Origin of the sequence: Streptomyces sp. AM 4-1-1, assembly GCF_029167625.1 — a bacterium.
GTDB lineage: Bacteria > Actinomycetota > Actinomycetes > Streptomycetales > Streptomycetaceae > Streptomyces.
On sequence record NZ_CP119145.1, the window covers coordinates 4010273 to 4027319 of the forward strand.

Consider the following 17047-nt stretch of genomic DNA (forward strand, 5'->3'; position numbering starts at 1 on the left):
CGAGGTGGTGCGGGAGTCGCGAACCGGCCCGCACTCAGAGGCGCACCGGGGTGGATCGGTCATCGCGTCCCGCTCGGTCTTTCGACCCCCCTGCGGTTTGCGATGTGCTTATCCTCACATCTCCTGATCATCCAAAGTGACCCGGAATCGTCACTACTGTGCAACAGCCCTTCCGGGTCTCCTCGGGCCTGGTCAGGCGCCCTCGCCGCCGCTCCTTCCTCCCGTACTTCCTCTCCCCGTCTCAGAGGGCCGAGCGGAGTGCGGGCAGATAGCCGTGCGCCTGGCCCGAGGCGTTGGGGTGGTACGAGTTGTGAACGGGGAACGCCACGCTGCGGAGCCAGGGGGCCCGCGAGCAGATCTCGTGCCCGGTGAACTCGTCCACGACGCTGGAGTACGTGAATCCGATGTCCGCCGCCCGCTTGGCGAGCACTCCGTTCAGGACGTCCGCCGCGCGGTTGATCGCCGACCGCTCGGCCTCGCTGAGCCCGGCGGCGCAGCCGCCGCCGAGGTGGTAGAAGCGGGGGTAGCCGAGGACGACGACGTGGGCCCGTGGCGCCTTGGCGTGGATGCCCCGGTAGAGGGAGTCGAGGCCCGAGGGCAGCGATTTGTTCATCCGGGAGACAGCGGTCTTCACGCTCTTCAGGCAGGTGGCCTCGGTGGACAGGACGCAGTCCCGCATGACGTCGGCGTATCCCACGTCGTTGCCGCCCACGGTGACGCTGACCAGCGCGGTCGACGGACGGAGCGCGCTCAGCTGGCTCTTGGCCACCGAGGCGCTGGTGGCGCCGGCGCAGGCGACGAACGCGAACGAGGACGGTGACTTCTTCGCCGCCCAGAGGTAGGGGTAGGCCAGGGTGCTGCGCCGGCAGTCGCCGCTGTCGGCGATGTAGCTCCCGGCGCCGACGCCGGACGAGTAGGAATCACCGAGCGCGACATAGCCGCCGACCGCGGCGGTGCCCGCCGACGTGCTTGCGGTGGTGCCCGCCGCCGACGCTGGGTTCGCGAGGCCCAGGGCGGTCACGGCGGCAAGGACCAGAGCGGATGCGGACGCCCGGAATCTCCGTACTGACATCACTGTCAGCCCTCCGAAATGTGGGGTGGGTGAGGGTTGGTCGAGCGTCACGATGTCTAGCAGCCGCCGGAACCGGCCGGTGCCCGGTTCCGGGGGAAGTCGCCCATTTGGCCCGTACGGCCGACCCGGGCCGGGGGCGGAACCTTTTCGCACTCCTTGGTGGGATTGCCCCGGATACGGGTACTCGGAGCGAGCACGCCTGGCCAGGGTTCCGGTGCACGCCGGAGCGGGGCCGGTACGGACGAAGGGAGCGGGCGCCATGCAGTACGAGGAGCTGATCGGAAAGGTGCAGGCCAGGGCTCAGCTACCGGGCCGGGGCGCTGCCGAGCGGGTGACGGGAGCGGTGCTGCGGACACTGGTGGAACGGCTGCCCGACGGGCTTGCCGGGCATCTGCTCGCCCAGCTGCCGTCGACACTGGCAACAGCGGTGTCCGGGACGGCGGAGGACCCGGCCCACCCGGAACCGCGGAGCAAGGGCAGCGGCGAGCGTTTCGACATCACCGCGTTCGCGGGCCGGGTGGCCTGGCGCACGGGAACGTCCGAGGACACCGCGCTGGAGCAGACGGCGGCCGTCTTCGAGGTCCTGGACGCGGCTGTCTCCCCCGAGCTGATGGAGAAGGTGACGGCCGCGCTCCCCGTGGACATCGGCGGACTCCTGCCCACGGCCCGGACCGGGGACGGGCCGGAGGAGTAGGGGAGTACGGGAACGGGCCCTCGCGGCGGCGTTCGCCCTGTCCGGCGCGGTGTCGCGGACCCGCTGCCGGTCGGCTACCAGTCGGTCAGCGACCTGGTGTTCGGGCTGGTCGGAAGCCGTATCTACTCGATCGTGATCGGGATCTCCCCCGCCGAGCCGGACGTGATCGCGGGCGACATCACGGACTCCGCGCTGATGGACCACCTCATCCCGCGCAGCGACTACGTCGTCCACGCTGTGGCACTGGCCGACGTTGCCGAGTGCACCCGCAACAGGCGGTGCGAGGGACACCTCGCGCGACGCTAGCATCGGCACTCCGCCGACCACTGGAGTTCGCCACTATGTCGTTGCCGCGTATCGGAGTCGTCGTCGTGACCATGGGCACCCGCCCACGGGAGCTGGAGGCTCTGCTCGCTTCAGTGGAGAAGCAGGATGTCCCTGCGGCACGGGTGGTTCTGGTGGGCAACGCGACATCCCTCACCGAGGTCGCGACGGACGCGACCAAGATCCCACTGAAAGAGAATCTGGGCTGTCCCGGTGGTCGCAACGTGGGGCTGGAGCTGTTGCGTGACTCGGGCGACGTCGACGTCGTCATCGAGCTTGACGACGACGGCCTGCTCATCGCCGACGACGTGTTCCGCAAGGTCCAGCGGCTGTTCGCGGAAGACCCGAAGCTGGGGATCATCGGATTCAGGGTCGCTGACGAGCACGGGCACACCGAGCGACGCTGGGTGCCCCGGCTGCGGGCGGACGATCCGATGCGCCGTGGTCCGGTGACCGCCTTCCTCGGCGGGGGTCACGCCTTCTCGATGCCCATGCTCCGGCAGACCGGCCTGTGGGCGGGGGAGTTCTTCTTCGGGCATGAAGAGTCCGATCTGGCATGGCGTGCGCTCGACGCTGGATGGAAGATCCTTTACGAACCCGATCTAGTCCTCCAGCACCCGAAGACCTCGCCGGCCCGGCACGCGGTCTACTACCGGTTCACCGCCCGTAACCGGGTCTGGCTGGCCCGTCGGCGGCTTCCGGTCCTCCTGCTTCCGGTCTATCTCGGTGTGTGGATTCTGCTCACCATGGCGCGGACCCGGTCCCTGATGGGCCTGAAGGCGTGGTGGGGCGGCTTCTTCGAGGGCGTACGGACGTCGTGCGGCCCGCGCAAGCCGATGAGGTGGCGCACGGTGTGGCGCATGACGCGGTTGGGGCGCCCGCCGATCCTTTGAGCGACTCCGGCGTCCGGCCGGACGGTCATGGCGTGGAACTACTTCTCAGGAAAGCGCGATGTCGAGAAGTGCGCGATCGTCAACATCCCCATCGGGGGTAATGCCGACAAGGTGGACGGCGCGCGCCGTTGCCTACGCGCGTGGGAATGCGCCGGCCGTCCGGATCGGTCGCCGTGCACTTGACGCTCTTGTTCCGCCCCGGTGACCCCGCGATCGCGGTGCGGCGAGGGTGCGGCGTTCTCGGGACATGCGTGGAGCGCTACAACAGGTGGTCGGCCTTACCGGCTTTGATGTCCCGGACGAGGTTGCGCAGGGCTTCGCGGGTGTCCGTGATGTAGTTCCCCTCCTGACCGGCGACCGAGATGTATGCGTTGCCCTCGGCGTCGGTGCCGATGCGGAAGCAGTTGTTGCCTTCGCCGCAGAAGGCGTCTTCCCAGTTGATCTCTGTCATGGTCAAGCTCCTCATAGTTCTCTGATGACACCGTGGATGAAGTCGCGCGAGTCCTGTGGCGACAGACTCTTCTCGTTCATCCACTCCAAGTGGGCTCGGTACTTGGCAAGTTGAGGCTCCGCATGCATGAACTCCGGCCCGTGCGCCGAATCGAGTTGTACCGTGTCCAGCTGAGGTACGGGCCCCTCGGCGTAGAGCAGAGCATGTCCGGCGCCTGGGAAGCTGCCGCACTCGAAAGGCACTATGCGAATGGTGATGGCGTCCTGCTCGCTCGCCTCGGCCAAGGCGCTGAGCTGGCTTCTGGTTGCAGCGCGTCCGCCGAAGAGCATGCGCAGGGCGGCCTCGTGCACGTATCCGATGTAATCGACGGGTTGTTCCCGGCTCAGCACGCGTTGCCGCTCCGTCCGATGAGCCACGCGTAGTTCGACTTCGAGTGGTGAAAGCGCGGGAAGCACTGTAGCGAAGACGCTGCGGGCGTAGTCCTCGGTCTGGAGCAGCCCTGGCACGTGCACCGTCTGGATCGTCTGGATTCGGGCCGCGTGCCACTCCAACTCGACGATGTCCAAGAGCCCCGGCGACAACCTTCCCCGGTACTCGTCCCACCAGTTGCGCTGTGGTGTCTCCGTGAGATCGACAAGGGCGGACAGGTACCGCTCGTTCGTGCACTCGCAGTGGGTGGCGAGGGTGCGCAGGCGCTCGGGGCTGATGTTGCGGACACCTGACTCGATGTTCGAGATCTTGCCCCGGTCGACGCCGAGCAGACCGGCCGCGTACTCGGCCGACAGTCCCGCCTCCGTGCGCATCTTGCGGATCTCCGCACCGAGCCTCCGCTGCCGCTGTGTGGGGATGGTTCTTGGTGGCATCGAATGCCTTTCATGTCCGATCTGTTGCTCAGTCTGCCGGGAATCACCAGCGCGATCCATGGAGGTGGTTAATTTCCCACCATCAAGGTGGCGCATGCTGTGATTATTGCTCTACCTTAAGTGACGCGACGCTCACTCAACGCGAGAACGAAGCGCATCGAGCGAGCCTGCCCGTTTGCTCCTGCCCTGGGAGGGGTGTGCTCGCGTCAGGGAGACGAGCCACTGTCTCGCCGTGCCGTCGTATGCCCGAGGGCAGCCCCGCCTGCCCGTCCACTCACCTCACCACCCCCCATCACCGCATCAGCGAGCGGAGTTGTCATGCTTGAGAGTGCTTCCACCCCCGTGCCCGCCGCACACGGTTCAGTCAGCGGCGCGCCCACCGGAACCGTCGCCCGCCAGGTCCCGTCCAGGGGTGGACCGCGCCTGGACCAGGCGCCCCCGATCGTCTTCGCGCCCCTGGGCCTGCGGGCCGTCCCGCGGTTCACCCAGTGCCCGCCGCCGCTCCTGGACCTGGCGGAGCCGGACGCGGGAAACCTCGCGTACGAGATGGCGCTGCCCTCGGCGGCCGTCTCGCCCGCCATCGCCCGGGAGGCCGCCGAGGTCATTCTCGACGCGCACCTCCTGGACGAGAAGGTGATCGGGTCGGCGCTCCTCCTGGTCCACGAACTCGTTGCGTACGCCTGCCGGTTCACGGGGGCCGGGGAGCAGGTGCACCTGGCGCTGCGGTCGGTGGAGGACGGCCTCCAGGTCACGGTGTACGACACGCACGCGGCGCACTCCCACCCCCGGCTCGCGGCGTTCTGCGACGAGCGCCGCCGGGCCGCGCTCGAACGGATTCCGGAACTGGTGGAGGCGCATCTCGGTGCCTGGGGCTTCGGCGCGACGTACCCGCCCGGCGCCGGAACGTGCACCTGGGCCGGCCTGGCCTGCACTCCGCCCGGCCGGGCCGCCTGACCACCGGCCGCAGGTCGCGCGAGGCCGCCCCGCTGAAGCGGGCGCGGTGACCTCGCGTCGCATCGCGGAGAGATCCGGACGTACGCCGGGCGCCCGAGCTTGCCCGCGTCGGCCGCCGTGGACGAAGCGGGGGCTCACGCCGTGATCCGCTCGTCCGTCACCCGGAGACGTTCCCGGTGTCAGGGCTTTCCGAACTTCCCGAAGAACGGCGTCCGGGCGTTCGGCGCGTTGCCTTGCGAAGGCAAGTCCGAGAAGCAACAGGTTAGTTGTGCGTCAGCCCTTAAGATGCCCTGACAGCTTCAAGACGAGGGTGGTGCCGTGGGTCACCGTGAAGATCTGTTGGAGGGCGCGAAGCGCTGTCTGCTGGAGAAGGGGTTCGCCCGCACGAGTGCGCGTGACATCGTGGCCGCGTCGGGGACCAATCTGGCATCCATCGGGTACCACTACGGCTCCAAGGACGCCCTGTTGGCCCAGGCGTACGTACAGGCGATCCAGGACTGGGCCGACGAATTCGAGCCGGACACGGCCATCGGCGCCGATCTCGAATCGGCGGAGTCCGCGATCGACCGGTTCGAGATGGTCTGGAACCGAATCATCGAACTCTTCCCCGCCCGCAAGTCCCTCTGGGTGCTGAGCGTGGAGGTCGCGGTGCGGGCCGAAAAGTTGCCGGACGTGCGTGAAGGGCTGTCCAGGGCCCAGCCGTTCGGCTGGTCGGCGCTGGTCGCCCTCTTCCATGGTATCGACGAGAGCGAGGTCGACGAGCAACTCGCGATGACTCTCGGCCAGCTCTACGCGGCGCTCCTGAACGGGGTGATGTCGCTCTGGCTGTTCTCCCCCGAGACCGCCCCCTCCGGGCGGAACCTGGCCGAGGCGATGCGCGCCATGCTGGCTCTCCACGGCGGCGAGGCGGCCGCCGGTCCGGGCGGGCCGGTCCCCGCCGCCCGCTGACCCGGTGCGCACGGGCCCCGGACGGCCCGTCAGGCCACCTACGGCTCCACGCGCACCAGTCCGGCGTCCCGCAGCTCGCTCACCCAGATGTCCATGTCGGTACGGGTGTTCTCCGGGTCCGTGGACCACAGGCGCGCCAGCATCTCGGCGGCGGGTTCGAGATGGCCGTCGTGCTGGCGTAACGCGATCCACATGGCCGCGGCCACGGGGCCGCAGCGGAAGCTGGTACCGCAGGCGTCCAGGAGCAGTTCGAGCGATCCGTCCTCGGTCACCCGGGTGGTGACACCGCGCTCGGGTCGTACCGGCACTCTGGCCTCCGTAGTCGATAGCCGGGCAGTGGCGGCCGACCACGAGAAGGGCGTGGGGCCGGTGAGTGGGGGGTGAGGCATCGAGAGATCCGTTGGGTTCCACGGACGTCGACCGGGGACGGCTGTGTGTGCGGGCTCCGGGCGGTGAGCGGACGAACCGGGCCCTCGCCGTTTATAGACGTTAGTCTAGTACGGTCGTCTAGATTCTGGGGCGCCTTGAAAGACTCTGGCCGAATCGCGTCTGTTCGCAGGGCCGCAGGGGCCTCTCCGGGGATGGAGGGCGGGAAGCGGCGCGGACGGCACAATGCCCCGGAGCGGACTCCGAGGGCATTGTGGGTGGGCGCGTCTCGCGCGGGCCGGGCCGGCTTCTGCTCAGAGGGCCGGAGAGGTCCCCCGCAGGGAACACCGGACGATGTCGAGAACGGCCGCCGTGTGGGTGTTGAGGAAGAAGTGGCCGCCGGGGAACAGCTGGAGGCGGAACGCGCCCGTGGTGTGGTCCTCCCAGGACTCGGCCTCGGCGACGGTCACTTGGGGATCGTTGTCACCGATGAGCGCGACGACGGGACAGGCGAGCGGTGGGCCCGGCCGGTGCCGGTAGGTCTCCACCGCCTTGTAGTCGCTACGGACCGCCGGAAGGATCATCCGCAGGATCTCCGGGTCGCCCAGCACGGCCGAGTCCGTCCCGCTCAGCCGGGTGATGTCCTCGACGAGGCGGTCGTCGTCCGCCAGGTGCACGGTCTCCCGCCGCACCCGTGAGGGGGCGCGCCGCCCCGACACGACGAGCCCCGTCACCGGTGTGCCGCCCGCCTCCAGCCTGCGAGCCACCTCGTACGCGACCATGGCTCCCATGCTGTGACCGAACAGGGTCACCGGCACATCGGTCCACGGGGCCAGTTGCCCGACGGCGAGATCGGCCAGCGCCTCGATGTCCTCGACACAGGGCTCGTGCCTGCGGTCCTGGCGGCCGGGGTACTGCACGGCGAGCACGTCCGTCTCCGGCGACAGCGAACGTGACACCGGAAAGTAGTACGTGGCCGAACCGCCGGCGTGCGGGAAGCAGACCAGTCGCCCGGCGGCTTCGGGCGCCGGGTGGAAACGGCGAATCCAGGGGCCGGTCTCCCGGGGGGCTCGTGTCATCTCTTGGACATCCTTCTGTAGGACCCGCGGGACCGTGGAGCCGCGGCGGGCGTGGAGCGGTCCGGCACGGAACGGTCCGGCGTGGAGCGGTCCGTGCGGAGTGGTCCGGCGTGGTGCCGGAGCACGCCCGGGTGCTCCTGGTCCCCGCCGGGCGGGAACCGGTCAGCCGGTCAACCGGCCACATCGACGGGTCCGGCGGTCCGGTACGGTCGCTCCGCCCCGGGCGGGCCGCTGTTCGGCCGGCCGCGCCCCCGGCCCCGCGGGTGCGGCGGGCCCGAGTCCGGGAGTTCGGGGACCCGGAGAACGTGAGCACGGTGGGAACGGTGGGAACGGTCCTCATTGAAGCCGTGGGCGGCGGTCGTGGACTCCCCTAAGTTCCGTCCGGCGCCCCCTACGCCCCGGCGCCGTCCCACACCGGTCCCCGCTTCCCCGCCCCCTGCCCGTCGGCCTGTCCGTACCCGCCCGACCGACCCGTAGGGGCTGTACGGGGCGGCGCCCGGTGGACGCGAAGTCCCTTTCCACGCCGAGCGTGCGCCGGGGTCGCGCCGAGCGCGCGCCGGGTCCGTACCGAATGCGTGGGCGTACGCGTACCGAGTGCGTCGGCGCGACCGTACCGAGTGCGTCGCCGTGCCCGAGCCTCCGGGCCGGGCCACCGTCAACGTACTTCGCGTCCGGAACCTTAGGGGTTTTGGCATCGGTGGCGCAGACCGCAGCCTGAAGGCCGAATCGGGGCCGTACACGGAACACACCGCCGGGCCGGTCCCGGCAGGGCGACGTGGTGAAGGGCAGGCAGGACACACATGACGACCGACTTCCGGGCAGGCGGTGCGCTGGTCTTCCCCGGCATGAGTCCGACCCGGTTCCAGGAGTCCGCCAAGTTCATGCTCGTCAATCCCGTCGCCCGCCGCATGGTCGCCGAGGCCGACGCGGTGCTCGGCTACTCCCTCGTCGACAGGTACCGGCAGGCGGAGGGTGACTACTCCGAGTACGCGCAGGTCGCCTTCCTCGTCAACTGCCTCGCCCTGGCGCGGTGGGCGCGGGACCGGTTCGACCCCGAGCCCGCGTTCTGCGTCGGCCCCAGCTTCGGCGGGAAGACCGCGGCGGCCTACTGCCGTGTGCTGGACTTCCCCGAAGCGGTGCTCCTGACCGCGCGCTGGGCGCGTCTGCTGGACGCGTGGTTCGCCGAGAACTACCACGACGTCGTCACGCACTCCTTCACCCGCGTCCCGCGCCGCGAACTGGACAAGGTGCTGGCCGAACTCGACGAACAGGGCGAGTGGTACGAGATCTCCTGCCACGTCGACGAGGACTTCTTCATGGTGTCGCTGCGCGAGCACCTGGTGGAACCGCTCGGCCGGCGGCTGCGCTCGGTCGGCGGCCTCCCGCTGTATACGATGCGTCCGCCGATGCACGCGAGCCGCTTCGCCCCGCTGCGCGAGCTGGCCGAGAAGGAACTCTTCGACGGCCTCACCTTCCGTGACCCGGACATCCCCGTCGTCGCCGACCAGGACGGCACCCTGCTGACCACCGGCGCGCAGGTGCGCGCCATGCTCCTGGACGGATTCACCCGGCCCGTGCGCTGGCCCGCCGTCGTCGGGACGCTGCGGGAGCACGGCGTCACCCGGCTGTACGTGGCCGGTCAGGACAGCCTGTTCGGCCGGGTCCCCGTCACCACCGGTGCCTTCGAGGTCGTCGCCGTCGATCCACGGTCGGCGCTGCTGCCCGTCCGCCGGAGCCTCGCCGCCTGAGGCGCCCCTCGATCCCGGGCGGGCGCGCCATGTCCGTCCCAGCACCTCGCCCCGCGTCGCCGGAACGTCCGCGCGCATCCGGTACGACGAACACCCCCGCACCTCGCGGCGCACCGGTCCCGACGCCACGCGACCGTCCACCGGGGAGCGCGGGGCCCTTCGCCGCGGTGGCCCCGCACGCGGCTCCGGCGGGGTCGCTCCCGGGCCGGCGCCGCGTTCCGGACACGGCGACACGGCGACACGGCGCGCGACGCACGGGACGACCGCCGGAACCGCCGACCCGAACGACCCGAGGGGCGGACGACCCGACCGACCCGAACGAGCCGACGGCTCGACGACCCGACCGACCCGACCGACCCGAACGACCCACCTGACCCGACGGCTCGACGATCCGACCGACCCGACCGAGAGGCCCTTCATGACCATCCTGAACAGGGACGACATCCGCTTCAGCTATCTGCATCTGACGGGCGCGGCCTGGCAGGAGCCGGTGCGCGACTCCCTGGAGTCACGGCTGGCCGCGCTGGCCGAGCACGGCGTCCCGGCGATGGGCATGAGTTCCGAGGAGCTGGAGAAGTTCATCGCCGAGCACTCGGCCGACAAGCTGCATGGCCTGATGTCCGAGTACGGAGTACGTCTGTACGAGCTGGAGGTGCTCTTCGGCTGGAACGCCGGCCCGGAGGAGAGCGGCGCCGCCCGTGAGGCGGAGGCGCGCTTCCTCGACCTGGCCGAGGCGGCCGGCGTCCCGACGGTCAAGACCTGCGCGGTCTACCCGCCCGGGGTCGAGATGCCCCCGGTCGAGGTACTCGCCGAGCGGTTCGGCGCCCTGTGCGACCGGGCCGCCGCCCGGAACTTCACCGTGGCGCTGGAGGCCATGGCGGTGATGCCCGGCTTCACGTACCAGGTCGCCGCCGACGTCGTCGCCGCGGCCGACCGCCCCAACGCCGGTCTGGTGATCGACATGTGGCACCTCTTCCGCGACCCGGCCGGTGTGGCCGCCATCGACGGGCTGAAGGGTTCGCAGATCGTGGGCGTCGAGTTCGGCGACGCCCCGCTCGTCCCGGACGAGGACGTGATGCACGAGGTGCTGAGCGCCCGGCTGCTGCCCGGCGAGGGCGAGTGCGACATCACCGGCCTGCTGCGCACCCTCGACGCCAAGGGGGTCGACGTGGCGCCCTCGGTCGAGGTGCTGTCGACGGAACTCCGCGCGCTGACGCCGAGCGAGAACATCGCCCGCACCCTCACCGCCGTCCGCAGGTCCCTGGAGACCGCCCGCGCCGCCTGAGAGCTGTCCCGTGAACCCGGACGGGCCGCACGACGACAGACACCGGACCCGCGTCCCGAGCGCGGAAGAGCACGAGAGAGGAAACCATGTCGGACCTCGTCGACACATGTCCCCACGCCGCACCACGACCCTTCCCGCTGGCCCGTACCGGCTGCCCGCTGGAGCCCGCCCCCGAGTACGACGAACTGCGGGAGAAGGAGCCCGTCTCCCGGGTCCGGCTGACGTTCAACGGCCGTGAGGCCTGGCTGCTCACCCGGTACGAGGACGTCCGGCAGATGCTGGTCGACCCCCGCTTCAGCTCCAACATGGCCGACCCCGGCTACCCGCTGCAGTTCCACTTCCCCATGGAACTGCTCGGCAAGGTCAAGCCCGCCCTGCTGCACATGGACCCGCCCGACCACACCACGCACCGCATGATGCTGATGCCGGAGCTGAGCGTGAAGCGGGTCGAGGCCATGCGGCCCCGTACCCAGGAGATCGTCGACGAGTGCGTCGACGCGATGCTGGCCAGGGGCGGCCCGGTCGACCTGGTCTCCATGGTGTCGATGCCGGTGCCGTCCATCGCCATGTGCGAACTGGTCGGCGTGCCCCACGAGGCCCGGGACCTCTTCCACCGCTGGGTCACCCTGCTCGTCACCCAGGGCAGCGCCGAGGAACACGCGTCGGCCAACGCCGAGGTCGAGGTGCTGCTCTACAAGCTGATCGCCGAGCGCCAGGAGAACCCCGGTGACGACCTGATCAGCAGCCTCCTGGAGCGCAACGCCGAGAAGCGGGAGCTGGAGCCCTCCGACATCAGCGCCCTCGTCCGCGCGATGATCGCCGCCGGACACGAGTCCACCGTCAACGGCATCTCCATCGGCACCCTGGTCCTCCTCCAGCACCCGGAGCAGGCGGACTGGCTGCGGGAGCACCCCGAGATGTCGGGCCAGGCCGTCGACGAACTGTCCCGCTACTCCAGCATCTCGGACCACGGCACCGTACGGGTCGCCCTGGAGGACGTCGAGATCGGCGGACAGCTCATCCGGGCCGGTGAGGGCGTCATCTGCTCGCTGTCCGCCTCCAACCACGACCCGGCCGTCTTCACCGAGCCGAACAAGCTGGACCTGACCCGCCGTGAGGCGCGCGCCAACGTGGCGTTCGGCTTCGGACGGCACCAGTGCGCCGGCCAGATGCTCGTACGGATGCAGCTGGAGGTCGTCTTCACGACCCTGCTGCGCCGCATCCCGGGACTGCGTCTGCACACCCCCCTGGGCGAACTGCCCTTCAAGGCCAACGCACTCATCGACGGCGTCCACGAGCTGCCGGTTACCTGGTAAGGAGATTTACATGCGTGTGATCGTCGACAAGGAGCGCTGTGTCGCGGCGGGGTCCTGTGTGATCACCTCACCCGCCGTCTTCGACCAGGACGAGGACGACGGCAAAGTGGTGCTGCTGATCGAGACGCCCGACGACGAACTCCGCGGAACGGTCGTGGAGTCCGTCAACGTCTGCCCCGTGGCCGCCCTGAGCATCGCCGAGTAGCGGTCCGTACGGGACCCACCGGGCCGGACGCCCGGCGGCCCCGGAACCCCGGGTCCGGAACCCGCCCCCTCCGGGCCCCGGACCCGGCCTCCCGGGCGCCCCTCTTCCGCACGAGCCAGGCCCCGTCGCGACGGCGGGCGGCCCGCTCGCCACCCACACCCGAAAGCGACGTTGGAACCGTGGAGAATCCGAAGACCCCCTACGCGCGGACGCCGCACGGGGACGGTGGGACGGTCCATTCCCTGCTCGACGAGGCCGTGGCCGACGCACCGGACCGCCTCTGTCTGCGCGACCCCGACGGAGAACTGACGTACCGCCGGATGGACCGGCTCAGTCACGCCTTCGCGGCCTGGCTCACCGAGCGGGGAGTGCGCCGGGGCGACCGGCTGCTCGTACAGCTCCCCAGCCGGCGCGAGCTGGTCGCCATGGTCTACGGGGCCTCCCGGGCCGGTGTGATCCTGGTGCCGCTCAACCCGGCGATGAAGGAGTACCACCTGCGTTCGGTCGTCGCCGACGCCGAACCGGCGCTCGTCATCGCGGAGGGCGCCGCCACCGAGGTCCTGGAACGCGTCGCGGACGTGCCCGTGCACGATCTGGCCGGACTGTGGCCCGGGATCGAGGAACGGGCACCGTCCGCCCGGGTCACCTCCGACGGCGTACGGCCGGACGACACCGCCTTCCTCGTCTACACCTCGGGCAGCACCGCCGCCCCCAAAGCCGTCATCTGCCCGCACGCACAGGTCGTCTTCGCCTCCCGCGCCATCCAGCGGGTGCTGCGCTACCGCCCGGACGACGTCGTCTTCTGCCGCTTCCCGATCTCCTGGGACTACGGCCTGTACAAAGTGCTCCTCGCCTGCCTCGGCAGGTCCGGACTCGTCCTCGCGGGCGGTGAGTCGGACCTCGTGCTGCTGAGCCGGATGCGGGAGACGGGCGCCACCGTCGTCCCCATCGTCCCGTCGCTGGCGACCATGATCGGCACTCTGGCCCGGCGCGAGACCCAGGGCCGGGCCCCGGTGCGGATGTTCACCAACACCGGGGCCGCGCTGCCTCCCCACGCGGTCGCCGCGCTGCGCGAGGCGTTCCCCGGAGTCCGGGTGGTCCGCCAGTTCGGCCAGACCGAGTGCAAGCGCGTCACGATCATGCCGCCGGACGAGGACGGCCTGCGGCCCCACTCCGTCGGCCTCCCGCTGCCCGGCACGTCGGTCCTCGTCCTCGACGCGGAGGGCCGGTCCGTGCCGACGGGGGAGACCGGGGAGATCGTCGCCGTGGGCCCGCACGTCATGCCCGGCTACTGGCGGCGGCCCGAACTCACCGACCGGACCTTCCGCCGCGACCCGGAGACCGGCGCCCTGCGGCTGCACACCGGCGACTACGGACACCTCGACGAGGACGGCTACCTCTACTTCGACGGCCGCCGCGACGACATGTTCAAACGCAAGGGCATCCGGATGAGCACGGTCGAGATCGAGGCCGCCGCGATGGACGTCCCCGGCGTCCGGAACGCCACCGCGCTGCCGCCCACCGACACCCGTGACCTGGTGCTGTTCGCCGAGACGGAACTCGCCCCGCACACCGTGCTCAAGGAACTGGCCGAACGCCTGGAGCAGGCCAAGGTCCCGGCCCTCTGCCGGGTCCTGGACGAACTGCCGCTGAGCCTCCACGGGAAGAACTCCCGTCAGCTCCTGGCCGAGATGATCGACGGGGAATGACCATGGACCGCTACGAGGAACTGGCCGCACGCCACGGCACACCGCTGTACGTGTACGACCTCGACGAGCTGGACGCGGCCCGCCGGGACCTGTTCGACGCGCTGCCCGACGGATTCACGCTCTTCTACGCGCTCAAGGCCAACCCCCACCCCGGTCTCGTCCGGGCCCTGCGGGAGGGCGACGGACGCGGCTGCCGGCCCGAGATCAGCTCGACGGGCGAGCTGGAAGCGGCCCTCACCGCGGGCTTCCGCGGCGAGGACTGCCTCTACACCGGGCCCGGCAAGACCGCCGGGGAACTGACCGAGGCCGTCGCGCTCGGCGTGCGGCTCTTCTCCACCGACTCGGTCACCGACGTACAACACGTCGCCGACGCCGCCCGCACGCACGGTGTGACCGCCGACTGCCTGCTGCGCGTCAACAGCGTCACGGCGAGCGCCACCAGCAGCATCCGGATGACCGGCACCCCGTCCCAGTTCGGCTTCGACAGCGAGACCCTGCCCGAACTCATGCCGCGGCTGCGGGAGATCGAGGGCGTACGCCTGTCGGGGATGCACTTCTTCCCGCTGAGCAACGCCAAGGACGAGGCCGACCTCGTCGGAGAGTTCCGGCACACCATCGAGCTGGCGGCGGAGCTCCAGCGCCAACTCGGCCTGCCGTTGCGGTTCCTGGACATCGGTGGCGGCTTTACCGTCCCCTACGCGGTGCCCGGCGCACGCGGTTCCTACCCGAAGCTCCGCGGCGAACTCGAAGCCGCGCTGGACACCCACTTCCCCCGATGGCGTACCGAAGGGCCCGAGATCGCCTGCGAGTCGGGCCGCTACCTCGTCGGGTCGAGCGGCACGCTCGTGGCCCGGGTCAGCAACGTCAAGACCAGCCGGGGACGCACCTTCGTCATCCTGGACGCCGGTATCAACACCTTCGGCGGCATGTCGGGCCTGGGAAGGCTGCTCCCCGTGGCCGTGGGCACGGAATCCGGGGAGACGGCCCAGCGGGCCAGCCTGGTCGGCCCCCTGTGCACCCCCGGCGACATCCTCGGCCGGGAGATCGACCTGCCCGCCCTGGAGCCGGGCGACACCGTGCGGATTCCCAACGCGGGCGCGTACGGTCCGACCGCGAGCCTGCTGATGTTCCTGGGCCGGCCGGCCCCGGTCGAGGTGATCGTCCGCGGCGACGACGTGCTCTCCGTTTCCCGCATCGAACACCGGCGCGCCTACCGGACCGAGGACACGGCCCCGTCCGCGGACGCCCCGGGAGCGGCCGGATGACCACCGACCTCACCCACCCCGCCGGGGCCGCGGGGGCCCGCCCGGCGCACGGCGGCGACCGGCGGCGCGGCACCGTGGTCGTCAGCACGGTGGCGTCCGACTCGCACACCTGGAACCTGGTCTTCCTCCAACTGCTCATCGAGGAACTGGGGTACGACGTGGTCAACCTCGGCCCCTGCGTCCCGGACGACCTCCTCGTCGAGACCTGCCGGGAGATCGCCCCCGACTTCGTCGTGATCAGCAGCGTCAACGGCCACGGCCACCAGGACGGGCTGCGGCTCATCACCACCCTGCGCTCCTGCGCCGCCCTGGCGGCCACCCCCGTGGTCATCGGCGGGAAGCTCGGCGTCGAGGGACAGCGGAGCCAGGCGGCGAACCGGGCGTTGACGGACGCCGGTTTCGACGCCGTCTTCGACGACGCCTCCACCGCCACGGCGGCGTTCACCCGGTTCGTCGCCGCCCTCCCGGCACTGCCGGGCGCGCCCGCGACACCCGCCGAGGTCGGAGCGTGAGACCCGGCGCGCGGCTGCCGGACCCCTTCGCGGGCGAGGAACGCCCCGTGGACTTCGGCGCGTTCGTCCGGGCCCGCAGCCGCGCGGGCCGTCTGGTGGTCCAGCCCCGCATGGGATTCAGCGACCCCGCCACCATGCGGGCGGGGCTGGCCGCCACCCGGGCCGCCGACGCCACGACCGTCGGCACCATCACCGTCGACAGCTTCACCCGCGTCGGCGAACTGGCCTCGGTGGACACTGCGTTGCGCAGCGGGGAGCGGCTGAACGGCTACCCCGTCGTCAGCCTCCCCCCGGCCGTCACCGCCGGAGTCCTCGACGGCATCCGGTCCGAGGACTTCCCCGTCCAGGTGCGCCACGGATCGGCGGTGCCCCACGACATCTTCGCCGCGCTCGGCACCTCGCTGATCAACGCGACCGAGGGCGGCCCGGTCTCGTACTGCCTGCCCTACGGCCGTACTCCGCTCGGGGACTCGGTGCGCAACTGGGTCCGCTGCACCGAACTCTTCGCGCGGATGCGGGAGTCGGGGGTGGAGCCCCATCTGGAGACGTTCGGCGGCTGCATGCTCGGCCAGTTGTGCCCGCCCGGCCAACTCGTCGCGATCAGCGTGCTGGAGGCCCTTTTCTTCTGCCGGTACGGGATGCGCAGCGTCTCCCTCAGCTACGCCCAGCAGACGCATCCCGGGCAGGACCTGGAGGCCGTCGCCGCACTGCGGCGGCTGGCCCGCGAACTGCTGCCCACCGACAACTGGCACGTGGTGATCTACGCGTACATGGGGGTCTACCCGGCCACCGAGGAGGGCTGCTACCGCCTGCTCGACGAGGCGACCCGGCTGGCGGTGGCGTCGGGGTCGGAACGGCTCATCGTCAAGACGGTGGCCGAGTCGGTCCGTATCCCCACCATCGAGGAGAACGTGGCGGCGCTGGAGTCGGCGGCGCGGGTGGCCGAGGAGGGCGTACGCGGAACCGGTGACGTCCCGGCCGTCACCGACTCGGAGACGTACCGGGAGGCCAGGGCCCTGGTCGAGGGGGTACTCGTGCTCCACCCGGACATCGGGCGCGCCCTGTCCCTCGCCTTCGAGCAGGGCCGGCTGGACATTCCCTACTGCCTGCACCCGGACAACCGGGGCCTGACCCGCAGCTACATCGACCGCGACGGCCGGTTGCGGTGGGCGGACACCGGGCGGCTGCCGATCGACGGCCGGACCGGTGACGGCCCCGCCCGCCGGGTGACCTCGGCCGGTCTGCTCGCCGATCTCTCCCATGTGCGGCGGACGTACGACAGGGCGGTCCTCGATCCGATCGAGACGTCCAAGTGATGCCTTTCCCTGCTGGTTTCCGTCAGACGACGGGCGACGATTGTGTG

The 17047-nt window shown here is 70.7% G+C and carries 18 protein-coding genes; 13 read left to right on the forward strand and 5 right to left on the reverse strand.

Annotation, left to right across the window (positions count from 1 at the left end):
- Positions 1 to 241: 241 nt before the first annotated feature.
- On the reverse strand, positions 242 to 1072 hold the full coding sequence (locus PZB75_RS17215) for an SGNH/GDSL hydrolase family protein (protein ID WP_275536191.1): 831 nt from the start codon (positions 1070 to 1072) through the stop codon (positions 242 to 244).
- 259 nt (positions 1073 to 1331) lie between these two features.
- On the opposite strand from PZB75_RS17215, the gene PZB75_RS17220 reads away from it, so the two are divergent.
- The 3 genes from PZB75_RS17220 to PZB75_RS17230 all read left to right on the forward strand — a co-directional run bounded on the left by PZB75_RS17220 (position 1332) and on the right by PZB75_RS17230 (position 2983).
- Positions 1332 to 1766 carry a DUF2267 domain-containing protein gene (locus PZB75_RS17220; RefSeq protein ID WP_275536192.1) on the forward strand — a complete coding sequence of 145 codons (435 nt, stop codon included), beginning with the start codon at positions 1332 to 1334 and terminating at the stop codon, positions 1764 to 1766.
- A gap of 132 nt (positions 1767 to 1898) precedes the next feature.
- On the forward strand, positions 1899 to 2072 hold the full coding sequence (locus PZB75_RS17225) for a hypothetical protein (RefSeq protein WP_275536193.1): 174 nt from the start codon (positions 1899 to 1901) through the stop codon (positions 2070 to 2072).
- A 35-nt stretch (positions 2073 to 2107) separates the two neighbouring features.
- A complete protein-coding gene (locus PZB75_RS17230; RefSeq protein WP_275536194.1) occupies positions 2108 to 2983 on the forward strand; it encodes a glycosyltransferase in 876 nt (291 codons plus the stop codon).
- Positions 2984 to 3242: 259 nt separating this feature from the next.
- On the opposite strand, the gene PZB75_RS17235 is transcribed toward PZB75_RS17230, so the two are convergent.
- Both PZB75_RS17235 and PZB75_RS17240 read right to left on the reverse strand, forming a co-directional pair.
- Positions 3243 to 3434, reverse strand: a complete 192-nt coding sequence (locus PZB75_RS17235; protein ID WP_275536195.1) for a hypothetical protein — start codon at positions 3432 to 3434, stop codon at positions 3243 to 3245.
- An 11-nt stretch (positions 3435 to 3445) separates the two neighbouring features.
- Positions 3446 to 4297 (reverse strand): helix-turn-helix transcriptional regulator, encoded by an 852-nt coding sequence (locus PZB75_RS17240; RefSeq protein ID WP_275536196.1) that lies wholly within the window; start codon positions 4295 to 4297, stop codon positions 3446 to 3448.
- Between the two features lie 318 nt (positions 4298 to 4615).
- On the opposite strand from PZB75_RS17240, the gene PZB75_RS17245 reads away from it, so the two are divergent.
- Positions 4616 to 5251, forward strand: a complete 636-nt coding sequence (locus PZB75_RS17245; RefSeq protein WP_275536197.1) for an ATP-binding protein — start codon at positions 4616 to 4618, stop codon at positions 5249 to 5251.
- A 318-nt stretch (positions 5252 to 5569) separates the two neighbouring features.
- On the forward strand, positions 5570 to 6199 hold the full coding sequence (locus PZB75_RS17250; RefSeq protein ID WP_275536198.1) for a TetR/AcrR family transcriptional regulator: 630 nt from the start codon (positions 5570 to 5572) through the stop codon (positions 6197 to 6199).
- A gap of 38 nt (positions 6200 to 6237) precedes the next feature.
- Here the strand turns inward: PZB75_RS17250 and PZB75_RS17255 are convergent, their stop codons facing one another.
- Together PZB75_RS17255 and PZB75_RS17260 are read right to left on the reverse strand one after the other, a co-directional pair.
- Positions 6238 to 6507, reverse strand: a complete 270-nt coding sequence (locus PZB75_RS17255) for a PqqD family protein (RefSeq protein WP_275536199.1) — start codon at positions 6505 to 6507, stop codon at positions 6238 to 6240.
- Between the two features lie 372 nt (positions 6508 to 6879).
- Positions 6880 to 7644, reverse strand: a complete 765-nt coding sequence (locus PZB75_RS17260; RefSeq protein ID WP_275536200.1) for a thioesterase II family protein — start codon at positions 7642 to 7644, stop codon at positions 6880 to 6882.
- Between the two features lie 881 nt (positions 7645 to 8525).
- On the opposite strand from PZB75_RS17260, the gene PZB75_RS17265 reads away from it, so the two are divergent.
- From PZB75_RS17265 to PZB75_RS17300, 8 genes are all read left to right on the forward strand, one after another.
- Positions 8526 to 9392, forward strand: coding sequence for an ACP S-malonyltransferase (locus PZB75_RS17265; protein WP_275538744.1), 867 nt, complete (start codon positions 8526 to 8528; stop codon positions 9390 to 9392).
- A 418-nt stretch (positions 9393 to 9810) separates the two neighbouring features.
- Positions 9811 to 10677 carry a TIM barrel protein gene (locus PZB75_RS17270; RefSeq protein ID WP_275536201.1) on the forward strand — a complete coding sequence of 289 codons (867 nt, stop codon included), beginning with the start codon at positions 9811 to 9813 and terminating at the stop codon, positions 10675 to 10677.
- 86 nt (positions 10678 to 10763) lie between these two features.
- A complete protein-coding gene (locus PZB75_RS17275) occupies positions 10764 to 11993 on the forward strand; it encodes a cytochrome P450 (protein ID WP_275536202.1) in 1230 nt (409 codons plus the stop codon).
- Between the two features lie 10 nt (positions 11994 to 12003).
- Positions 12004 to 12198, forward strand: coding sequence for a ferredoxin (locus PZB75_RS17280; RefSeq protein ID WP_275536203.1), 195 nt, complete (start codon positions 12004 to 12006; stop codon positions 12196 to 12198).
- Between the two features lie 179 nt (positions 12199 to 12377).
- Positions 12378 to 13907 (forward strand): AMP-binding protein, encoded by a 1530-nt coding sequence (locus PZB75_RS17285; RefSeq protein ID WP_275536204.1) that lies wholly within the window; start codon positions 12378 to 12380, stop codon positions 13905 to 13907.
- A 2-nt stretch (positions 13908 to 13909) separates the two neighbouring features.
- A complete protein-coding gene (locus tag PZB75_RS17290) occupies positions 13910 to 15172 on the forward strand; it encodes a type III PLP-dependent enzyme (RefSeq protein WP_275536205.1) in 1263 nt (420 codons plus the stop codon).
- A complete protein-coding gene (locus tag PZB75_RS17295; protein ID WP_275536206.1) occupies positions 15169 to 15684 on the forward strand; it encodes a cobalamin-dependent protein in 516 nt (171 codons plus the stop codon). Before PZB75_RS17290 ends, PZB75_RS17295 begins: the two co-directional genes overlap by 4 nt.
- On the forward strand, positions 15681 to 17000 hold the full coding sequence (locus tag PZB75_RS17300) for a methylaspartate mutase (RefSeq protein WP_275536207.1): 1320 nt from the start codon (positions 15681 to 15683) through the stop codon (positions 16998 to 17000). Before PZB75_RS17295 ends, PZB75_RS17300 begins: the two co-directional genes overlap by 4 nt.
- Positions 17001 to 17047: the final 47 nt, after the last annotated feature.

What these genes read in the sequence shown, in the direction of transcription:
- PZB75_RS17265 (WP_275538744.1), top strand. Translation starts at nt 8,526, where the DNA reads ATGCTCGTCAATCCCGTCGCCCGCCGCATGGTCGCCGAGGCCGACGCG.
- PZB75_RS17260 (WP_275536200.1), bottom strand. Translation starts at nt 7,644, where the DNA reads ATGACACGAGCCCCCCGGGAGACCGGCCCCTGGATTCGCCGTTTCCAC.
- PZB75_RS17240 (WP_275536196.1), bottom strand. Translation starts at nt 4,297, where the DNA reads ATGCCACCAAGAACCATCCCCACACAGCGGCAGCGGAGGCTCGGTGCG.
- PZB75_RS17235 (WP_275536195.1), bottom strand. Translation starts at nt 3,434, where the DNA reads ATGACAGAGATCAACTGGGAAGACGCCTTCTGCGGCGAAGGCAACAAC.
- PZB75_RS17290 (WP_275536205.1), top strand. Translation starts at nt 13,910, where the DNA reads ATGGACCGCTACGAGGAACTGGCCGCACGCCACGGCACACCGCTGTAC.
- PZB75_RS17280 (WP_275536203.1), top strand. Translation starts at nt 12,004, where the DNA reads ATGCGTGTGATCGTCGACAAGGAGCGCTGTGTCGCGGCGGGGTCCTGT.
- PZB75_RS17295 (WP_275536206.1), top strand. Translation starts at nt 15,169, where the DNA reads ATGACCACCGACCTCACCCACCCCGCCGGGGCCGCGGGGGCCCGCCCG.
- PZB75_RS17215 (WP_275536191.1), bottom strand. Translation starts at nt 1,072, where the DNA reads ATGTCAGTACGGAGATTCCGGGCGTCCGCATCCGCTCTGGTCCTTGCC.
- PZB75_RS17220 (WP_275536192.1), top strand. Translation starts at nt 1,332, where the DNA reads ATGCAGTACGAGGAGCTGATCGGAAAGGTGCAGGCCAGGGCTCAGCTA.
- PZB75_RS17245 (WP_275536197.1), top strand. Translation starts at nt 4,616, where the DNA reads ATGCTTGAGAGTGCTTCCACCCCCGTGCCCGCCGCACACGGTTCAGTC.
- PZB75_RS17230 (WP_275536194.1), top strand. Translation starts at nt 2,108, where the DNA reads ATGTCGTTGCCGCGTATCGGAGTCGTCGTCGTGACCATGGGCACCCGC.
- PZB75_RS17275 (WP_275536202.1), top strand. Translation starts at nt 10,764, where the DNA reads ATGTCGGACCTCGTCGACACATGTCCCCACGCCGCACCACGACCCTTC.
- PZB75_RS17270 (WP_275536201.1), top strand. Translation starts at nt 9,811, where the DNA reads ATGACCATCCTGAACAGGGACGACATCCGCTTCAGCTATCTGCATCTG.